Source organism: Thioclava sediminum (assembly GCF_002020355.1).
In the GTDB taxonomy this organism is placed as follows: Bacteria; Pseudomonadota; Alphaproteobacteria; order Rhodobacterales; family Rhodobacteraceae; genus Thioclava; species Thioclava sediminum.
In genome coordinates this window covers 1375313-1391163 of the sequence record NZ_MPZV01000001.1, presented here as the reverse complement: position 1 = coordinate 1391163, position 15851 = coordinate 1375313, and the positions used below count along the sequence as shown (strand labels likewise).

General features: G+C 64.4%; 12 protein-coding genes. 7 read left to right on the top strand and 5 right to left on the bottom strand.

Features of this window, described 5'->3' with window-relative positions; genetic code table 11:
• Window positions 1-24 precede the first annotated feature (24 nt).
• Window positions 25-507, top strand: a complete 483-nt coding sequence (locus BMI91_RS06185) for a GNAT family N-acetyltransferase (protein ID WP_078545268.1) — start codon at window positions 25-27, stop codon at window positions 505-507.
• A 48-nt stretch (window positions 508-555) separates the two neighbouring features.
• On the top strand, window positions 556-1311 hold the full coding sequence (locus tag BMI91_RS06180; RefSeq protein ID WP_078545270.1) for an EcsC family protein: 756 nt from the start codon (window positions 556-558) through the stop codon (window positions 1309-1311).
• Window positions 1312-1450: 139 nt separating this feature from the next.
• On the opposite strand, the gene BMI91_RS06175 is transcribed toward BMI91_RS06180, so the two are convergent.
• Complete coding sequence (locus BMI91_RS06175; RefSeq protein ID WP_078604295.1) at window positions 1451-3046, bottom strand: GMC family oxidoreductase; 1596 nt, start codon at window positions 3044-3046, stop codon at window positions 1451-1453.
• Window positions 3047-3214: 168 nt separating this feature from the next.
• Here BMI91_RS06175 and BMI91_RS06170 point away from each other — a divergent pair, with 168 nt between their 5' ends.
• From BMI91_RS06170 to ptsP, 4 genes are all read left to right on the top strand, one after another.
• The gene (locus BMI91_RS06170) at window positions 3215-4423 is read left to right on the top strand and encodes a 3-deoxy-D-manno-octulosonic acid transferase (RefSeq protein WP_078604480.1); all 1209 of its coding nucleotides are present in this window, start codon (window positions 3215-3217) and stop codon (window positions 4421-4423) included.
• A 67-nt stretch (window positions 4424-4490) separates the two neighbouring features.
• Window positions 4491-4925, top strand: coding sequence for a DUF1178 family protein (locus BMI91_RS06165; RefSeq protein ID WP_078545274.1), 435 nt, complete (start codon window positions 4491-4493; stop codon window positions 4923-4925).
• Between the two features lie 156 nt (window positions 4926-5081).
• Window positions 5082-6335 (top strand): aspartate kinase, encoded by a 1254-nt coding sequence (locus BMI91_RS06160; protein ID WP_078521836.1) that lies wholly within the window; start codon window positions 5082-5084, stop codon window positions 6333-6335.
• Between the two features lie 40 nt (window positions 6336-6375).
• Complete coding sequence (gene ptsP, locus BMI91_RS06155; RefSeq protein WP_078604294.1) at window positions 6376-8619, top strand: phosphoenolpyruvate--protein phosphotransferase; 2244 nt, start codon at window positions 6376-6378, stop codon at window positions 8617-8619.
• 143 nt (window positions 8620-8762) lie between these two features.
• Here ptsP and BMI91_RS06150 read toward each other — a convergent pair whose 3' ends face one another.
• Both BMI91_RS06150 and BMI91_RS06145 read right to left on the bottom strand, forming a co-directional pair.
• Window positions 8763-11831 carry an efflux RND transporter permease subunit gene (locus BMI91_RS06150; RefSeq protein WP_078604293.1) on the bottom strand — a complete coding sequence of 1023 codons (3069 nt, stop codon included), beginning with the start codon at window positions 11829-11831 and terminating at the stop codon, window positions 8763-8765.
• 10 nt (window positions 11832-11841) lie between these two features.
• Window positions 11842-13098: an efflux RND transporter periplasmic adaptor subunit gene (locus tag BMI91_RS06145; protein ID WP_078602059.1), complete on the bottom strand. Its 1257-nt coding sequence runs from the start codon at window positions 13096-13098 to the stop codon at window positions 11842-11844.
• 318 nt (window positions 13099-13416) lie between these two features.
• On the opposite strand from BMI91_RS06145, the gene BMI91_RS06140 reads away from it, so the two are divergent.
• A complete protein-coding gene (locus BMI91_RS06140) occupies window positions 13417-13719 on the top strand; it encodes a hypothetical protein (RefSeq protein ID WP_078545282.1) in 303 nt (100 codons plus the stop codon).
• Between the two features lie 50 nt (window positions 13720-13769).
• Here BMI91_RS06140 and BMI91_RS06135 read toward each other — a convergent pair whose 3' ends face one another.
• Together BMI91_RS06135 and BMI91_RS06130 are read right to left on the bottom strand one after the other, a co-directional pair.
• Window positions 13770-14870, bottom strand: a complete 1101-nt coding sequence (locus BMI91_RS06135) for a quaternary amine ABC transporter ATP-binding protein (RefSeq protein WP_078602058.1) — start codon at window positions 14868-14870, stop codon at window positions 13770-13772.
• Window positions 14863-15774 (bottom strand): ABC transporter permease, encoded by a 912-nt coding sequence (locus tag BMI91_RS06130; RefSeq protein WP_078571404.1) that lies wholly within the window; start codon window positions 15772-15774, stop codon window positions 14863-14865. The genes BMI91_RS06135 and BMI91_RS06130 overlap by 8 nt, the downstream gene beginning before the upstream one ends.
• Window positions 15775-15851 lie beyond the last annotated feature (77 nt).

The window sequence follows — 15851 nt, the reverse complement described above, 5'->3', positions numbered from 1 at the left end:
CAGCCTGAAAGGGGCGGCGGGCGTATGTATCAGCTCGAACAAGAGACGGCGGAAGACTGGTGGGAAGTCGAGGCACTCTATGATCTCTGCTTCGCGCCGGGCCGCACGGCGCTGTCCTCCTACCGGCTGCGCGACGGGGTCGATCCGGTGCGCCCGCTTTGCCTGACGCTGCGCCAGGACGGCATCCTCGCCGCCGTGATCCGCTTCTGGCCGGTCAGGGTCGGCGGCAAGCGCGTGCTGCTGCTGGGGCCGATCGCGGTCCACCCGACGCGTCAGGGCGAAGGACTGGGCGGAATCCTGATGCATGAAAGTCTTTCCCGCGCTGCCGATCTCGGCTGGGAGCGGGTGCTGCTGGTGGGCGACGCGCCCTATTACCAACGCTTCGGCTTCGAGAAGCTCGACGATGTCGAGATGCCGCCGCCCACCAACCCCGACCGCGTTCTGGGCCTCGAACTGGTGCCCGGCGCCTGGGACGGCGTCAAAGGCCAAGTCGAGAAAGACGACTGATTGCCGAAGCGCCTCCGCCGCCCCATATCAGGGAAAGGCAAGGAGGCGATGATGGCAGATATTCTTCCCCCCGTGAGCGACCCGGCGATTCTGGGTCAGCTCGACTCGCTCGCGAAACGCCACCGCGCGGCAGGCGGCGTGGTGATGCAGGTGATCGGCTATATCGGAGGCTCTGCCGAGGGGCTGCTGGGCAAATTGCCCACCCCGGTCCGCAATGGGCTCGACGGGGCGACCGAACGCGCGTTGTCAGGGGCGATGACCGCTGCTGAGCGTTCGCGCGGGATCGTCTCGGACCGGCCCGATTGGATGAATCGCACGCTGACCACCGCGATGGGGGCTGCGGGCGGCGTCGGGGGTCTGGGCAGTTCGCTCGCCGAATTGCCCTTCACGGTCACCATGCTCCTGCGCGCCATACAGGGTATCGCTGCCGAACATGGCTTCGACCCGGCGTCCGAGGAAGTGCGGCTGGAATGTCTGCGGGTCTTCGCCTCTGCCGGGCCGCTCGAGGATGATGACGGGATGGATCTGAGCTTCCTCGCCGCGAGGGCTACGATCACCGGGCCGAGCCTGAAATCGCTGATCGCCAAGGTCGCGCCACGCCTGTCGATCGTGCTGGGTCAGAAGCTTGCGGCTCAGGCGGCCCCGGTTCTTGGCGCGGTCGCAGGTGCGGCCGTCAACTACGCCTTCACCAGCTATTATCAGGAAATCGCTCGCGTCCATTTCGGCCTCAAGCGCCTTGCCCGCGACACCGGCACCGATGAGGGCGTGCTGCGCGAGGAGCTTGTCGCCCGCATCGCCAAGTGATCGAAGCGTCGCGCCTTTGGTCGCGGTCGGATGCCTCCGGCGGGGATATTTAGACCAAGAGGAAGAACGCCCCTCTTCCTCTTGGCGAAAATATCCCGGGGGGCTCCGAAGGAGCGGGGGCAGCGCCCCCTCCGAACCCTCAGCCCTTCGCGTCCTCGAGGATCATCTGCGCCGCCTTCTCGGCGATCATCATCGTCGGCGCGTTGGTGTTGCCCGAGGTGATCGTCGGCATCACCGAGGCATCCGCGATGCGCAGCCCTTTCAGCGCTTTCAACCGCAGCCGCGAGTCCACCACCGCGCCGTCATCCGAGCCCATCCGGCAGGTGCCGACGGGGTGGAAGATCGTGGTGCCGATATCGCCCGCCGCTTTCACGAGATCCGCCTCGGTCTGATAGTCCGGGCCGGGCTTGTATTCCTCGGGTTTGTATTTCGAGAACGCCGGCTGCGACGCCACGCGACGCACTTGCCGGATCGCTTCGGCGGCGACGCGGCGATCGCCCTCGGTCGAGAGGTAATTCGGCGCGATCTCCGGATGGGCGCGGAAATCGGGCGAGGTGATATGCACATGGCCGCGGCTTTCGGGGCGCAGGTTGCACACGCTCGCCGTCATGCCGGGGAAGGGGTGGACCGCATCGCCGAACTTGTCGAGGCTGACCGGCTGGACGTGATATTCCAGATCGGGCGTCTCCTTCTCGGGGAAGCTGCGCGTGAAGATGCCCACCTGCGAGGGCGACATTGACATCGGCCCCGAGCGGAACAGCGCATATTCCATCCCGATCTTCGCCTTGCCCCAAAGGGTCGAGGACATGGTGTTGAGGCTCTTTACGCCCGAGACCTTGTAGACGAGGCGCAGTTGCAGGTGATCCTGCAGGTTCTCGCCCACGCCATCGACCTCGGCCACCGGGGTGATGCCATGCTCGGACAGCACGTCACCGCGCCCGATCCCTGACAGCTCGAGGATCTGCACCGAGCCGACCGAACCGGCGGAGAGGACGGTTTCGCCCGCCTTCACGTCATGGCTCTGGCCGTTCTGATTGTAGCGGATGCCGACGACGCGGCCCTCCTCGATCAGGAGCTTCTCGACCTGCGCATTGGTCTCGATCCGCAGGTTGGGGCGTTTCATGGCGGGTCTTAGGAAGGCTTTCACCGCGCTCCAGCGCCAGCCGGCTTTCTGCGTGACGTGGAAATAACCGCCGCCCTCGTTGGTGCCGGTGTTGAAATCGTCGGTGCGCGGGAAGCCTGCCTCTTCGGCAGCCTCTAGGAAGGTGTCGAGCATCTCCCAGCGCACGCGGGCTTCTTCCACCCGCAATTCGCCACCCGCGCCATGCAGGTCGCTCTCGCCGCGATAGAAATCTTCCTGCTTCTTGAACAGCGGCAGCACGTCGTCCCAGCTCCAGCCGGGATTGCCCGACTGCGCCCACATATCGTAATCGCGCGCCTGACCGCGCATGTAGATCATGCCGTTGATCGAGGAGCAGCCGCCGAGGATACGCCCGCGCGGATAGAGCAGCTCGCGCCCGTTCAGCCCGGCATCGGCTTTCGACTTGTAGCCCCAATCGGTGCGCGGATTGCCGATGCAATACAGGTAGCCCACCGGGATATGCACCCAGTGGTAATTGTCGCGCCCGCCTGCTTCCAGCAGCAGCACCTTGTTTTTCGGATCTTCCGACAGACGGTTCGCCAGAACGCAGCCTGCGCTGCCACCGCCGACCACGATGTAATCGTATTGCTCCATGAGCCCCTCCCGAACTGCGCCTCCGGGCAAGACTTTCGCAAGCTGCCGTCCGGGAAACAAGGCCATGACCCGTTCATTCGCGCAAAGTCGCTTTGCGAAAACGCAAGGAGGGGCTTGCCTGTGAGGGGGGTGATCCGTTCTATGGCGCAAATCTCGCCGGAGCCTTTCATGGTCCTTTACCGCCTTCTCGTCAGTATCGCGAGCCTGCCTGTTCTGGCGGCTCTGCTCTGGCGCGTTCTGCGCGGGCGGGAAAGCCGGACCGCTTTGACGGAGCGATTGGGCGGCGGGGAGGCCGCGTCGCACCGTCTGTGGCTGCATGCGGCTTCGAACGGAGAGCTGACCTCCGCCAAACCTTTGATCGATGCGCTGCTGGCCGCAGATCCCGCGTCGCAGCTATTGGTGACGGTGAACACGGTGACGGCGCGCGAGCTGGGACAGGGCTGGGCCGATCCGCGCATCGCGATCCGCATGGCCCCGCTCGATCATCGCGCCGTGCTGCGGCGGTTTCTGTCGCGACACGATCCCCGCGCGCTCGTCGTGATCGAGAATGAGCTTTGGCCGAACCGCATGGCGCTGATGGCCGATGCGAAGCGATCGATCTTCGTGATCGGGGCGCGGATGTCGGCCCGCTCTGCGGCGCGCTGGGCGAAAATCGGGATGGCGCAGCCGATGATCGCCCAGATCACCGCACTCTCGGCGCAGGATGCGGGATCCGAGGCGCGGTTCCTCGACCTTGGTCTGCCGCGCGACCGACTTTTGCCGCCCGCCAATCTCAAGACGGCGATCACCGTCGCGCCCGGCACGCCGCTCGACTGGCCGCGCAGCGATACGGTGTTGGCCGCCTCGACCCATGAGGGGGAAGACGCGCCGATCCTTGCCGCCTTCGCGAAGGCGCGCGCGCGCCGCGCCGGCCTGCGCCTGATCCTCGCTCCGCGCCATCCGCGCCGTGCGCCCGAAATCGCGGCGCTGATCGCCAAGGCCGGGCTGCGCCATACCTCCCGCTCGAAGGACGAGCCTCCGACGGCGGAGGTCTATCTGGCCGATACGCTGGGCGAGATGGGCCGCTGGTATGCGAGTGCAGGGCTGTGTTTCGTCGGCGGTTCGCTGGTCGAAAAGGGCGGCCATACCCCCTATGAGCCCGCGGGCTTCGGCTGCGCTTTGCTGCACGGTCCCGATGTCGCGAATTTCGCCGAGGCCTATGCCGCGCTCGATGCGGCAGGCGGAGCGCGGCTTTGCAAAACCGAAGCCGATCTTGCGACCGCTTTCACCACGATTGACGCCGACGCGCAGGCCGAAATGGCTAGCGCCGCACGGGGGGCTCTCGGTCCGCCTGCCGATGTCGAAAGCCTTGCAAAGGCGCTCCTCGCACGGCTCTGAGCGACGGCGACGCGCTTGCATTGCGGCCTAAAACGCTTATTTCCATATGCATCCGGGAGATGCAGACATGATCCGTTATACGCTGCAATGCGAGAATGAGCACCGCTTCGACAGTTGGTTCCCCTCGGCCTCCGGGTTCGAGGCGCTCAAATCCGCAGGCCAGTTGGAATGTGCGATCTGCGGTTCGAAAAAGGTCGAGAAATCGCTGATGGCGCCGCCTGTCGCACAGACGCGCAAGACGGGCGAGCCCGCCGCCGAACGCCCCCTTTCGCAGCCGCAATCCGAGGCCGAACAGGCCCTCGCCGCGATGCGTCGCGAGATCGAGAAGAATTCCGATTACGTCGGCATGAACTTCGCCACCGAAGCGCGCGCCATGCACGAAGGCACCGCCAAGAAACGCGCGATCCACGGCGAGGCGAAACCCGAAGAGGCGCGCAAGATGCTGGAGGACGGGCTGCCGGTTCTGCCGCTGCCCTTCCTGTCGACTCGCAAGACGAACTGACCCTTTTCGCTCTTTCCAAATATCCCGGGGTGAATTCGCGCGAGCGAAGAGGGGCAGCGCCCCAGCGCCGATCTGAGACCCTCGAAACGCCAAATCTCTTGCGCGGCCCAACGGCTTGAGCTAGCAGAGGCCCGACTCTGCCCAAGGGGGATTTCCATGCCCATTCTGGTGATGAAATTCGGCGGCACTTCCGTCGCCGATCTCGACCGGATCGCCAACGCCGCCGAAAAGGTGAAGCGCGAAGTCGAACGCGGTTACGATGTCATCGTGATTGTCTCGGCGATGTCGGGCAAGACCAATGAACTCGTCAACTGGGTCGAGACGACCTCGCCGCTCTATGACGCGCGCGAATATGACGCCGTGGTCGCCTCGGGCGAGAATATCACAGCCGGTCTGATGTCGCTGCGCCTGCAGGAGATGGGTGTCTCCGCGCGCAGCTGGCAGGGCTGGCAGGTGCCAATCAACACGACCTCGGCGCATGGCGCGGCGCGCTTCGTGTCGATCCCGCGCGAAAATCTCGACCAGAAATTCTCCGAGGGCTTCAAGGTCGCGGTGATCGCAGGCTTCCAGGGGCTTTCGCCGGAGAACCGGATCACCACGCTCGGCCGGGGCGGCTCCGACACGACCGCCGTGGCCTTCGCCGCCGCGTTCGGCGCGGAGCGTTGCGACATCTACACCGATGTCGACGGCATCTATACCACCGACCCGCGCGTCTCCTCCAAGGCGCGCAAGCTCGACCGCATCGCCTTCGAGGAGATGCTGGAACTCGCGAGCCTCGGGGCGAAGGTTCTGCAAACCCGCTCGGTCGAGCTCGCGATGCGCTACAAGGTGCCGCTGCGCGTGCTAAGCTCCTTCGAGGAAACCACGGAGAATTCGGGCACTCTGGTCTGCGACGAGGATAAAATCATGGAATCGAAAGTTGTCTCCGGCGTCGCCTTTTCCCGCGACGAAGCGAAAATGACCCTCGTGACGGTCGAAGACCGCCCCGGCATCGCCAGCGCGATCTTCGGGCCGCTCGCGGATGCGGGGGTGAACGTCGACATGATCGTCCAGAACATCTCCGAGCGTCAGGCCGAGCATGAGGTCAAGGTCACCGACATGACCTTCTCCTGCCCGGTCAATCAGGTCGCCCGCGCCCGCAAGGCGATGGAGGACGCCCGCGACGCCGGGCTGATCAAATTCGACGAGCTGGTCGCCGACGAAGACGTGGCAAAGATTTCCGTCGTGGGCATCGGTATGCGCTCCCACGCGGGGGTCGCGGCGAAGATGTTCAAGGCGCTGGCCGCTGAAAACGTCAACATCAAGGTTATCGCTACGTCGGAAATCAAGATTTCGGTGCTGGTCGACCGCAAATATCTGGAACTGGCGGTTCAGGCCCTGCATGATGCCTTCGAACTCGACAAGGCCTGAGTAACCCGAAGGGCCGCAGCAACAGGGGCAACCTGCGCGGATGGTGGAACTGAGCGAAAGTGATAGTCGCACGCTGTTGCGACGCCTGCGCGATACGCTGGCCACGGAGGGCGACGGGCAGGACCGGCTCAATCACATCACGCAGATCATTGCGGATTCGATGGGTACCGAAGTGTGCTCGATCTACCTGTTCCGCGATCCCGAAACGCTCGAGCTTTGCGCAACCGAAGGCCTGAAGGCAGAGGCTGTCCACCACACGCGGATGCGGCTGGGCGAGGGGCTCGTGGGCCGCGTGGCGCGGTCGGGCCGGCCGATCAACTCCGCCGATGCGCCTTCCGAGCCGGGCTTCCGCTACATGCCGGAGACGGGCGAAGAGATCTATTCCAGCTTCGTCGGCGTGCCGATCCAGCGCGTGGGCGAGAAGCTGGGCGTTCTGGTCGTGCAGTCGAAGGACGAGCGCAGCTTCTCGGATGATGAACTTTACGGGCTCGAGGTCGTCGCGATGGTGCTGGCCGAAATGACCGAACTCGGTGCTTTCACCGGTGGCGAGAATTCCGAGATCGGCGCGACGCATCGCTTCCCGGTCATGTTCCGCGGTGCGACGGGTCAGGAGGGTGCCGCCGAGGGGCGCGTCTGGCTGCACGAGCCGCGCGTCGTCGTGACGAACCCGGTCGCCGAAGATCCCGAGGCCGAGGCTGCGCGCCTCGAAGAGGCGATCACCGAACTGCGCGGCAAGATCGACGAGATGCTGGCCAGCCCGACCCTGATCGACAAGGATCAGCGGCAGGTGCTCGAGACCTTCAAGATGCTCGCGGCCTCGAAGGGCTGGAAGCGGCGGATGCTCGAAGACATCGCCGCCGGCCTTTCCGCCGAAGCCGCAGTCGAGAAGGAACAGAACGCCGCGCGCGACCGGATGCGCAAGGCGCCCGACCCCTACCTGCGCGAACGTCTCAACGACCTCGACGACCTGTCGAACCGCCTGCTGCGGCAGCTGACGGGGCAGGGCAGCGATACCGGCGCCGAGATGCCGGAGAACCCGGTGCTGGTGGCGCGCAATATCGGCCCGGCGGAACTGCTCGATTACGACCGCAAGCTCAAGGGCGTGGTGCTGGAGGAAGGCTCCGTCGGCTCGCATGCTGCGATCGTCACCCGCGCGCTTTCGATCCCGCTGGTGATCCACGCGGGCCGGATCACCGCCGAGGCGCTGAACGGCGATCCGATCCTCGTCGACGGCGATCAGGGCGTGGTGCATCTGCGGCCCGAGGAAAGCGTGGCCCATGCTTTCCGCGACAAGATCGCGATGCAGGCGGAGGCCCAGAAACGCTACGCCTCGTTGCGCGATCAGCCCGCGATAGACAAATCGGGCCAGACCGTCTCGCTGATGATGAATGCGGGGCTGATGGCGGACTTGCCTTCACTGAAGGGCTCCGGCGCTGACGGGGTGGGCCTGTTCCGCACCGAGCTGCAATTCCTGACCCGCACCAAGGTGCCGCGCCGCAACGAACTCGTGCAGCTCTACAAGCGGGTGATGGATGCCGCCGACGGCAAGCGGGTGAATTTCCGGACGCTCGATATCGGCTCCGACAAGGTCGTGCCCTACATGAAGCCGCAGGACGAGCCGAACCCCGCGATGGGCTGGCGCGCGCTGAGGGTGGGGCTCGACAAGCCGGGGATCCTGCGGATGCAGCTGCAGGCGCTGCTGCGCGCAGCCGACGGCCGCCCGACCTCGATCATGTTCCCTTTCATCGCGCTGCCAGAGGAATTCTACGCCGCGCGCGACACGCTGCTGCGGGTCCGCGACCGCGAGGCGCAGATGGGCCGCCCCGTGCCCGAAGAGCTGCGCATCGGCGCGATGCTGGAAACCCCGAGCCTCGGCTTCGCGCCCGACAGCTTCTACCGCGATTGCGATTTCATCTCCATCGGCGGCAACGACCTGAAGCAGTTCTTCTTCGCCGCCGACCGCGAGAACGAACGCGTGCGCCGCCGCTACGATACGCTCGACGGGTCGTTCCTGAACTTCCTAGAACGGATCATCGCGCGCTGTGCGGTCTCGGACACCCAACTCAGCTTCTGCGGCGAGGATGCGGGCCGCCCGATCGAGTCGCTGACCTTCGCGGCGCTCGGCATCCGTACGCTCTCGATGCGGCCCGCCTCGATCGGCCCGGTCAAACACCTGATCCGCCGCGCCGATCTGGGCGAGCTGCGGCAGGTGATCCAGCAGGCGCGCAATGCCGGCCAATCCAGCGTGCGCCCTGCCGTGACGAGTTACCTCGCCCATCTCTGAGCGGGGCAGGGGCTGCCGCTCCTATCCACGAAATCTCACCCCCGGAATGATTTTGGGCCAAGGCGAAGCTCTGACACTTCGCCTTGGCCCAAATATCCCGCGGGGGTCTGGGGGCGCGAAGCCCCCAGCCTTGTTTTCATGCGTCAGCCTGCGGCCAGACGTTTCGCTTCCGCTTCCTTGAAGGATTTATCCGAGGGCGCGATGAACGTGTAGAACATCGGCACCACGAACAGCGTGAACATCGTCCCGATCAGGATCCCCGAGAAGATCACGAGGCCCATCGCCTTGCGCGCCTCTGCGCCCGCGCCTTGCGCGAGGATCAGCGGCACCACGGCCAGCGCCATTGCGGCGGTGGTCATCAGGATCGGACGCAGACGGGTCTGCGCGGCCTTCACGATGGCCTGCCTGCGGGTGAGGCCCGATTGCTCGCGCTGCTGATTGGCGAACTCGACCATCAGGATACCGTGTTTCGTGATCAGACCGACCAGCGTGATCAGCCCCACCTCGGAATAGATGTTGAGCGTGCCCAACCCAAGGTTCAGCGGCAGCACGGCCCCGAAGATCGTCAGCGGCACCGTCATCATGATGATGAAGGGGTCGCGGAAGCTCTCGAACTGGGCGGCGAGCACGAGGTAGATCACCAGCACCGCCGCCGCGAAGGCGATCAGGATGGTGTTGCCCTGCTGCGTCTCGATCCGCGACTGGCCCGAATAGTTCACGTAGAAGCCTTCGGGCATCACCTGCTTGGCGATGTCGACGATGGTCTGCACGCCCTCGCCGGTGGAGCCACCGGGCAGCGGCAGTGCCGTGATCGTGGCCGCGTTCAGCTGGTCGAACTGTTCGATCGAAGACGCGTTCACCCCGGTGTCGATCTTCACGAGCGACGACAGCGGGATCATCGCCCCCGAGGACGAGCGCACGAAGTAACGGCCCAGCTCTTCGGGATTCGCGCGGAACTCCTGCGGCACCTGCGGGATGATGTCGTAGCTGTTGGAGTCGCGGTCGAACTGCGCCACCGACGCCTCGCCCACCAGCAAGCCCAAGGTCGAGCCGATATCGGAGACCGGCACGTTCAACGCCGCCGCCCGGTCGCGGTCGATCGTGACATTGACCTGAGGGCTGTCGAAGTTGAGCGAGTTCTGCACGACGATGAACTTGCCCGAAGCCTGCGCCTTGTTCTTGATCTCCTCGGCCACCTCGGCGACGCGTTTCGCGGAGTGGATCGACTGGATCACCACCGAGATCGGCAGGCCGCCCCCGGTGCCCGGCAGCGACGGCGGGGCGAAGGCAAAGCCTTTCAACCCGGTCGATTTGCCGAGATCGCCCTGAATTTCCTGCTGGATTTCCTTCTGGCTACGGGTGCGGTCCGCCCAGTCTTTTAGCGCCCAGATATAGATGCCCTGAGAGCTGTCCCCGCCGAAGCCCGCGATCGAGAAATCGGTGCGCACTTCGGGAATATCGGCCGTGTCGCGCCCGACCTGGTCGATATATTTCTGGGTGTACTCGCTGGTCGCGTAGCGCGGCCCGTTCAGGATCGCGAAGAGCGCACCGTTATCCTCATCCGGGGCAAGCTCGGAATTGGTGTTCATCAGCATGAACCCGGTCACGCCCACGAGCGAGGCGACGATGAGAAGGGTGATCCCCCGCAGATCGAGCGAGCCATCGACGCGCCGCCCGTACCAACCCGAGAGCCGGTCGAAATTGCGGTCGACGAAGGCCTGGAAGCCCTTGGACTCGCCATGTCTCAGCAGGCGGCCCGACATCATCGGCGTGATCGTCAGTGCGATGATCCCCGACAGGATCACCGACCCCGCCAGCGCGAAGGCGAATTCCCGGAACAACTGCCCCGTCAGCCCGCCGGTGAAGCCCAGAGGCGCGAGCACCGCGGCCAGCGTGATCGTCATCGCGATGACCGGCCCGGTGATCTCTTTCATGCCCTGCACGGCCGCCGGGATCGGTTTCATTCCCTCTTCAATATGTCGGTGGATATTCTCCACCACCACGATCGCGTCATCGACCACGAGCCCGATCGCCAGCACCATTGCCAGCAATGTGAGAAGGTTGATCGAGTATCCCAGCGCCAAGAGCACCGCGAGCACCCCGATCAGCGAGAGCGGAATGGTCACGATGGGCATCGCGACGGAGCGCAGCGAGCCGAGGAACAGCAAGATCACCACGGTCACGATCGCGACCGCTTCGCCGATGGTCTTGAATACCTCGTGGATCGAGGCCGAGATCGTCTCGGTCGAGTCGTAGACCAGCTGGATTTTCATCCCTTCGGGGAGCGAGGCGTTGATGTCGGGCAGCGCCTTGCGCACTGCCGCCGCCGTATCGAGCGGGTTGGCGGCGGGCGTCGGGTAGACGCCGAGGAACGTGCCCTCCTTGCCCTCGAAAGTGACGATCTCGTTCTCGGAGGCCTTGGCGAGTTCGATCTTCGCGACATCGCGCAGCCGCACCACGTCATCGCCCTTGCCCGAGATCGGCAGCTTGCCGAAGGCTTCGGGCGTTTGCAGCGTGGATTGCAGCGTGATCGACTGGGCGACGTACTCGTTCTTCGTCTTGCCCGGGGCCGAGAGGAAGTTCGACGCCTGAATCGCACCCACGACTTCCGATGCCGTGACGCCGCGCGCGGCGAGCTTGTCCGGATCGATCCAGACCCGCATCGCGTAATCGGAAGCGCCGATGATCTGGGTCTGGGCCACGCCCGGAATCGTGGACATGCGCGGACGGATCACCCGGCGCAGATATTCGGTCAGCTGCTCGGGTGTCATGTTGGGGTTGAGCGCCGCGAGATACATCAGCGCGAAGGTCTGGCCGGTGCCCTTCTGGATCACCGGATCCTTCGCCGCCGAGGGCAGCTGGCCTTTGACCTGCTGCACCTTCGAGAGCACCTCGGTCATCGCCGCGTCGGAGTTCGACCCGAGCTTCATGTGGACCGAAATGACCGAGGCCGAGGGCCGCGACTGGGTGGTGACGTAATCGACGTTCTCAGTAGTCGCCACGGCGGCGGCCAGCGGCGAGGTGATGAAGCCCTGAATCAGTTCGGGCGAGGCGCCGGGATAGGCGGTGGTGATCGTGACCACCGTTTCCTCGACTTCCGGATATTGGCGGACGGGCAGGTTGAAATACGCCTGTGCGCCCAGCAGGAGCATGAACGCGCCCAGCACCATCGACAGGACGGGGCGGCGGATGAAGATCTCGGAGATGTTCATGGGCTTGGCCTTACTGCGCCTTCGCGCCGTCTGATGTCGTGTCCGATGCCCCGTCAGAGGCGGCGTCCGAAGCGCTATCCGCGGAAGCGTCCGACGTCGCGTCGGAGTTTGCCTGCGCGTTGCCCTCCATGCCGAAGGCTTTCATCACCTCTTCGGTGGAAGGCGCGTCGGGATCGGGCGAAATCGCGTTGTCGATGCTCACCGTCGCGCCGGAGTTCAGCTTGTTCTGGCCCGCGTTGACGACCATGTCGCCCGCCTTCAGCCCCTTCGTCACTTCGACGAGCGTGCCCGAGCGGCGTCCGAGCGTGATGAAGACCTGCTTGGCCACCAGTTGCGGCTGGTCCGCGCCTTCGGGCGTTTGCTTGCGCACCACGAAGACCGAGTCGCCGTAGAGGTTGGAGCTCACCACCGTTTGCGGCAGCGCGATCACGTTGTCCTCGGAGGGCAGCACGACCGTGACATGGACGAACTGGCCGGGCGTCAGCTTTCCTTCGCCATTGGGCACCTCGGCGCGCAGGGTCACGAGCCGCGAATTCGGGTCGATCTTGGGCTCGATGCCGGTGATCTTGCCTTCCAGATCGACCGAGCCGTCCTCGGTCTTCACCTTGACGGTCTGGCCCGCTTCGGCGTGACGCGCCTGCTGTTCGGACAGGGTGAAATCGACGCGCATGTGGTCGCGATCCTGCAGCGTCGCATAGGTGGTGCCGGTGCCGACATACTGACCGACCTCCACCTGCGGGATGCCGATGATGCCTGCGAAGGGCGCGGTCAGGCGCTTCTTCTCGAGCACGGCCTGCAGCTTCGCGACGCTTGCGCGCGCTTCCTGCGCGCTGGCTTCAGCCTGATCGAGATTGGACGTGGCGGACACGCCCCGGTCGGCAAGCTGGCGTGCGCGCTTGAGATTGGTCTCCGCCAGATCCTGCGCGGCCTTGGCCGAGGCCAGATCGGCGCGCTCGGAGCTGTCGTCGATCTGCATGAGGACCTGGCCCTTCTCGACCTTGTCATTCGCCTTGAAATGGATCTCCTGCACGGTGCCGCCCATTTCGACGGCCAGTTCGGTGCCGCGCACGGCGGCGGCGGTGCCGATCGCCTCGAGGCCCGGCTGCCAGGTGATCGGCTTCACTTCGCTGACCGAAACCGCCACGGGGGGCTGCGTCATGTTTGCGAAGAACTGCGCGATCATCTTCGAGCGGAAAAGATTGTAGCCGACGACGCCACCCACCACGAGGATGAGCGCGACGAGGGCGATGAGGAGGCGTTTGATCATTTGGCTGTCCCGTCAAAATCCCTGTTTGCACGCAAATACGACCCCGCCGGCCGAGCTGCGCGCGATTTCTGAACCATTTGGTTCACGTCCTTGTCATGTCAATACGCGAGTGACGTTAAAAGGATGGGTCACAGTGCCGTGAAGGCAAGGCGGAAAGTCTGTGCGTCAGAGCAATTACAGGGCTTCACGAATGCTCACCTCGCGAAAATCTGATTTTTCTGTGCTCGACGGTGAAGAAGAGTGCATTATCTCAACCTGTACCTGCGATCCTGACGACCTGACGTCGCTTTGCAGCGATGTCTGGTTTTAGGAGTTTATATGGATCCCCTGTCTTTTATGCGTATCGGCTTCGAGGCCGCGCGGATCGGCTTTGAGGCCCAAGCGGTGATTTCGATGCGCGTCGCGGGAATGATGGGGCTCTGGGATGTCTCCCCGCTCGAATCGCTCCAGATGGTGCAGGAAAAGCCCGTGGCGGTCGTAGCTGCGGCGGAGGCTGCCGCATTCGCGCTTCTACGGGGGCAAACGGCGGATCGGGCGATTTCGGCGTCGATCACGCAGATCGGAAACCACACCAGCGCCAATATGACGCGATTGTCGCGTCGTGGACCCAGCTGGCTCTGACGGCACTGGCCCGGCAGGGCCGCCACGCTGACGCGGCGACCCCGTAGTCTTCAGGCGGCGCTGTCTTCCTCGACCTCGTCATCGCCTTCTTCGACGCTTGCGGGCGTCACCATGGCGGTCAGGATCGTCGTCATGTCGACCATGCCGATCGGCTTGTTGGCTGCGTCGACAACCGTCGCCGTGCGCACCTCGGCATCGGCCATCCGGCGCGCGATCTTTTCGAGCACCGAGCTGGCTTTCACCTTCATCTTCGGCAACTCGCCCTCGGGCAGCGGCAGCGCGATGGTTTCGGCGCGGATGACCCGGCCACGGTTCACCTCGCGCACGAACTCGGCGATGTACTCGTTCGCCGGGCGCAGCACGATTTCCTGCCCCGTGCCGACCTGATTGAGCGCCCCGTCCCGCAGGATGGCGATCTTGTCGCCAAGGCGCAGCGCCTCGTCGAGGTCGTGGGTGATGAAGACGATCGTCTTCTTCAGCTCGGCCTGCAGGTCCAGAAGCACCTTCTGCATATCCATCCGGATCAGCGGATCGAGTGCCGAGAAGGCCTCGTCCATCAGCAGGATGTCCGCGTCGTTGGCCAGCGCGCGGGCAAGGCCCACCCGCTGCTGCATCCCGCCCGAGAGCTGGTTCGGATAGTTATCCTCGTAGCCCGCGAGCCCGACGCGCTCGATCCATTTCTTCGCGATCGGTTCCGATTTCGACCGGTCGACCCCTTGGATATCCAGCCCGTAGCAGGTGTTTTCCAGCACGGTCCGGTGCGGCAGAAGCGCGAACTTCTGGAACACCATCGCCGTCTCATGGCGACGGAATTCCCGCAGCTCCTCTTCGTTCATCTTCACCACGTCGCGGCCGTTATAGAGGATCTCCCCGGCCGTGGGCATGATCAGCCCGTTGATGTGGCGGATGAGCGTCGACTTGCCCGAGCCCGACAGGCCCATGATCACCGAGATCTTGCCCGGCGGCAGGGTAAGATTGATGTCTTGCAGGCCCAGAACGTGCTTGTGCTTGTCGTTGAGCTCTTCCTTGCCCATGCCGGCCTGCACCTTCTCCACGTAATCCTTGGGGCGCGCCCCGAAGATCTTGTAGAGATTGCGGATCTCGATGCCCGAGCGGTTGCCGGTATCGGTGTTGGTCGTGGCATCAGTCATGGCCAGCCTCCGAATGTTTCTGCAGCCGCTTGCCGAACGCCTGGCTCGCGCGGTCGAAGATGATCGCGATCGCAACGAGTGCAAAGCCGTTCAGGAAGCCGATGGTGAAGAACTGGTTGTTAATCGCCTGCAGCACGTTTTTACCGAGGCCACCAACGCCGACCATCGAGGCCACGACGACCATCGCCAGCGCCATCATGATGGTCTGGTTGACGCCCGCCATGATCGTGGGCAGCGACAGCGGGAGCTGCACGCCCCAGAGCTTCTGACGGGGGTTGGCGCCGAAGGCGTCCGCGGCTTCGATGACTTCCTTGTCCACGAGGCGGATGCCCAGATTGGTCAGGCGGATCATCGGCGGAATCGCGTAGATCACCACGGCGATCACGCCGGGCACCTTGCCGATACCGAAGATCACGACGACCGGGATCAGGTAGACGAAGGATGGCATGGTCTGCATGACGTCGAGCACCGGCGTCAGGATTTTCTGCATCCGGTCCGAGCGCGCCATCAGGATGCCGATCGGCAGGCCGAGGATGATCGCGATCAGCGTCGCCACGGTGACCATCGCGAGGGTGGTCATCGTGTCTTCCCACAGTCCGAAGATGCCGATGAAGGCAAGGCCCATGGACGAGCCGAGCACGATCTTCGGATTGCGCGAGGCGAACCACACCACGACGAGGATCAGCGCGAAGATGATGAACCACGGCGTGTCCACGAAGGCGTGTTCGAGAGTGTTGAGAAACCATTGAAGCGGCCGGGTGGCCGCGTCGATTTGATCGGAATAGGCGCGGACGATGCCGCGAAACCCGTCGTCGATGCCCATGCGCATGTGGCGCAGGGTGGAGTTGGGAAGGGAAGGGAACTCACACATCAGTTCCGGCAAGCCCCAGCATGAAGATGCCATCTTGTTATGTCCTCCGGTCGATTATTTGCGCCGGTTAAAAGAAAACGCGCGCGAGGCTCCCCTCACGCGCGCCAAAA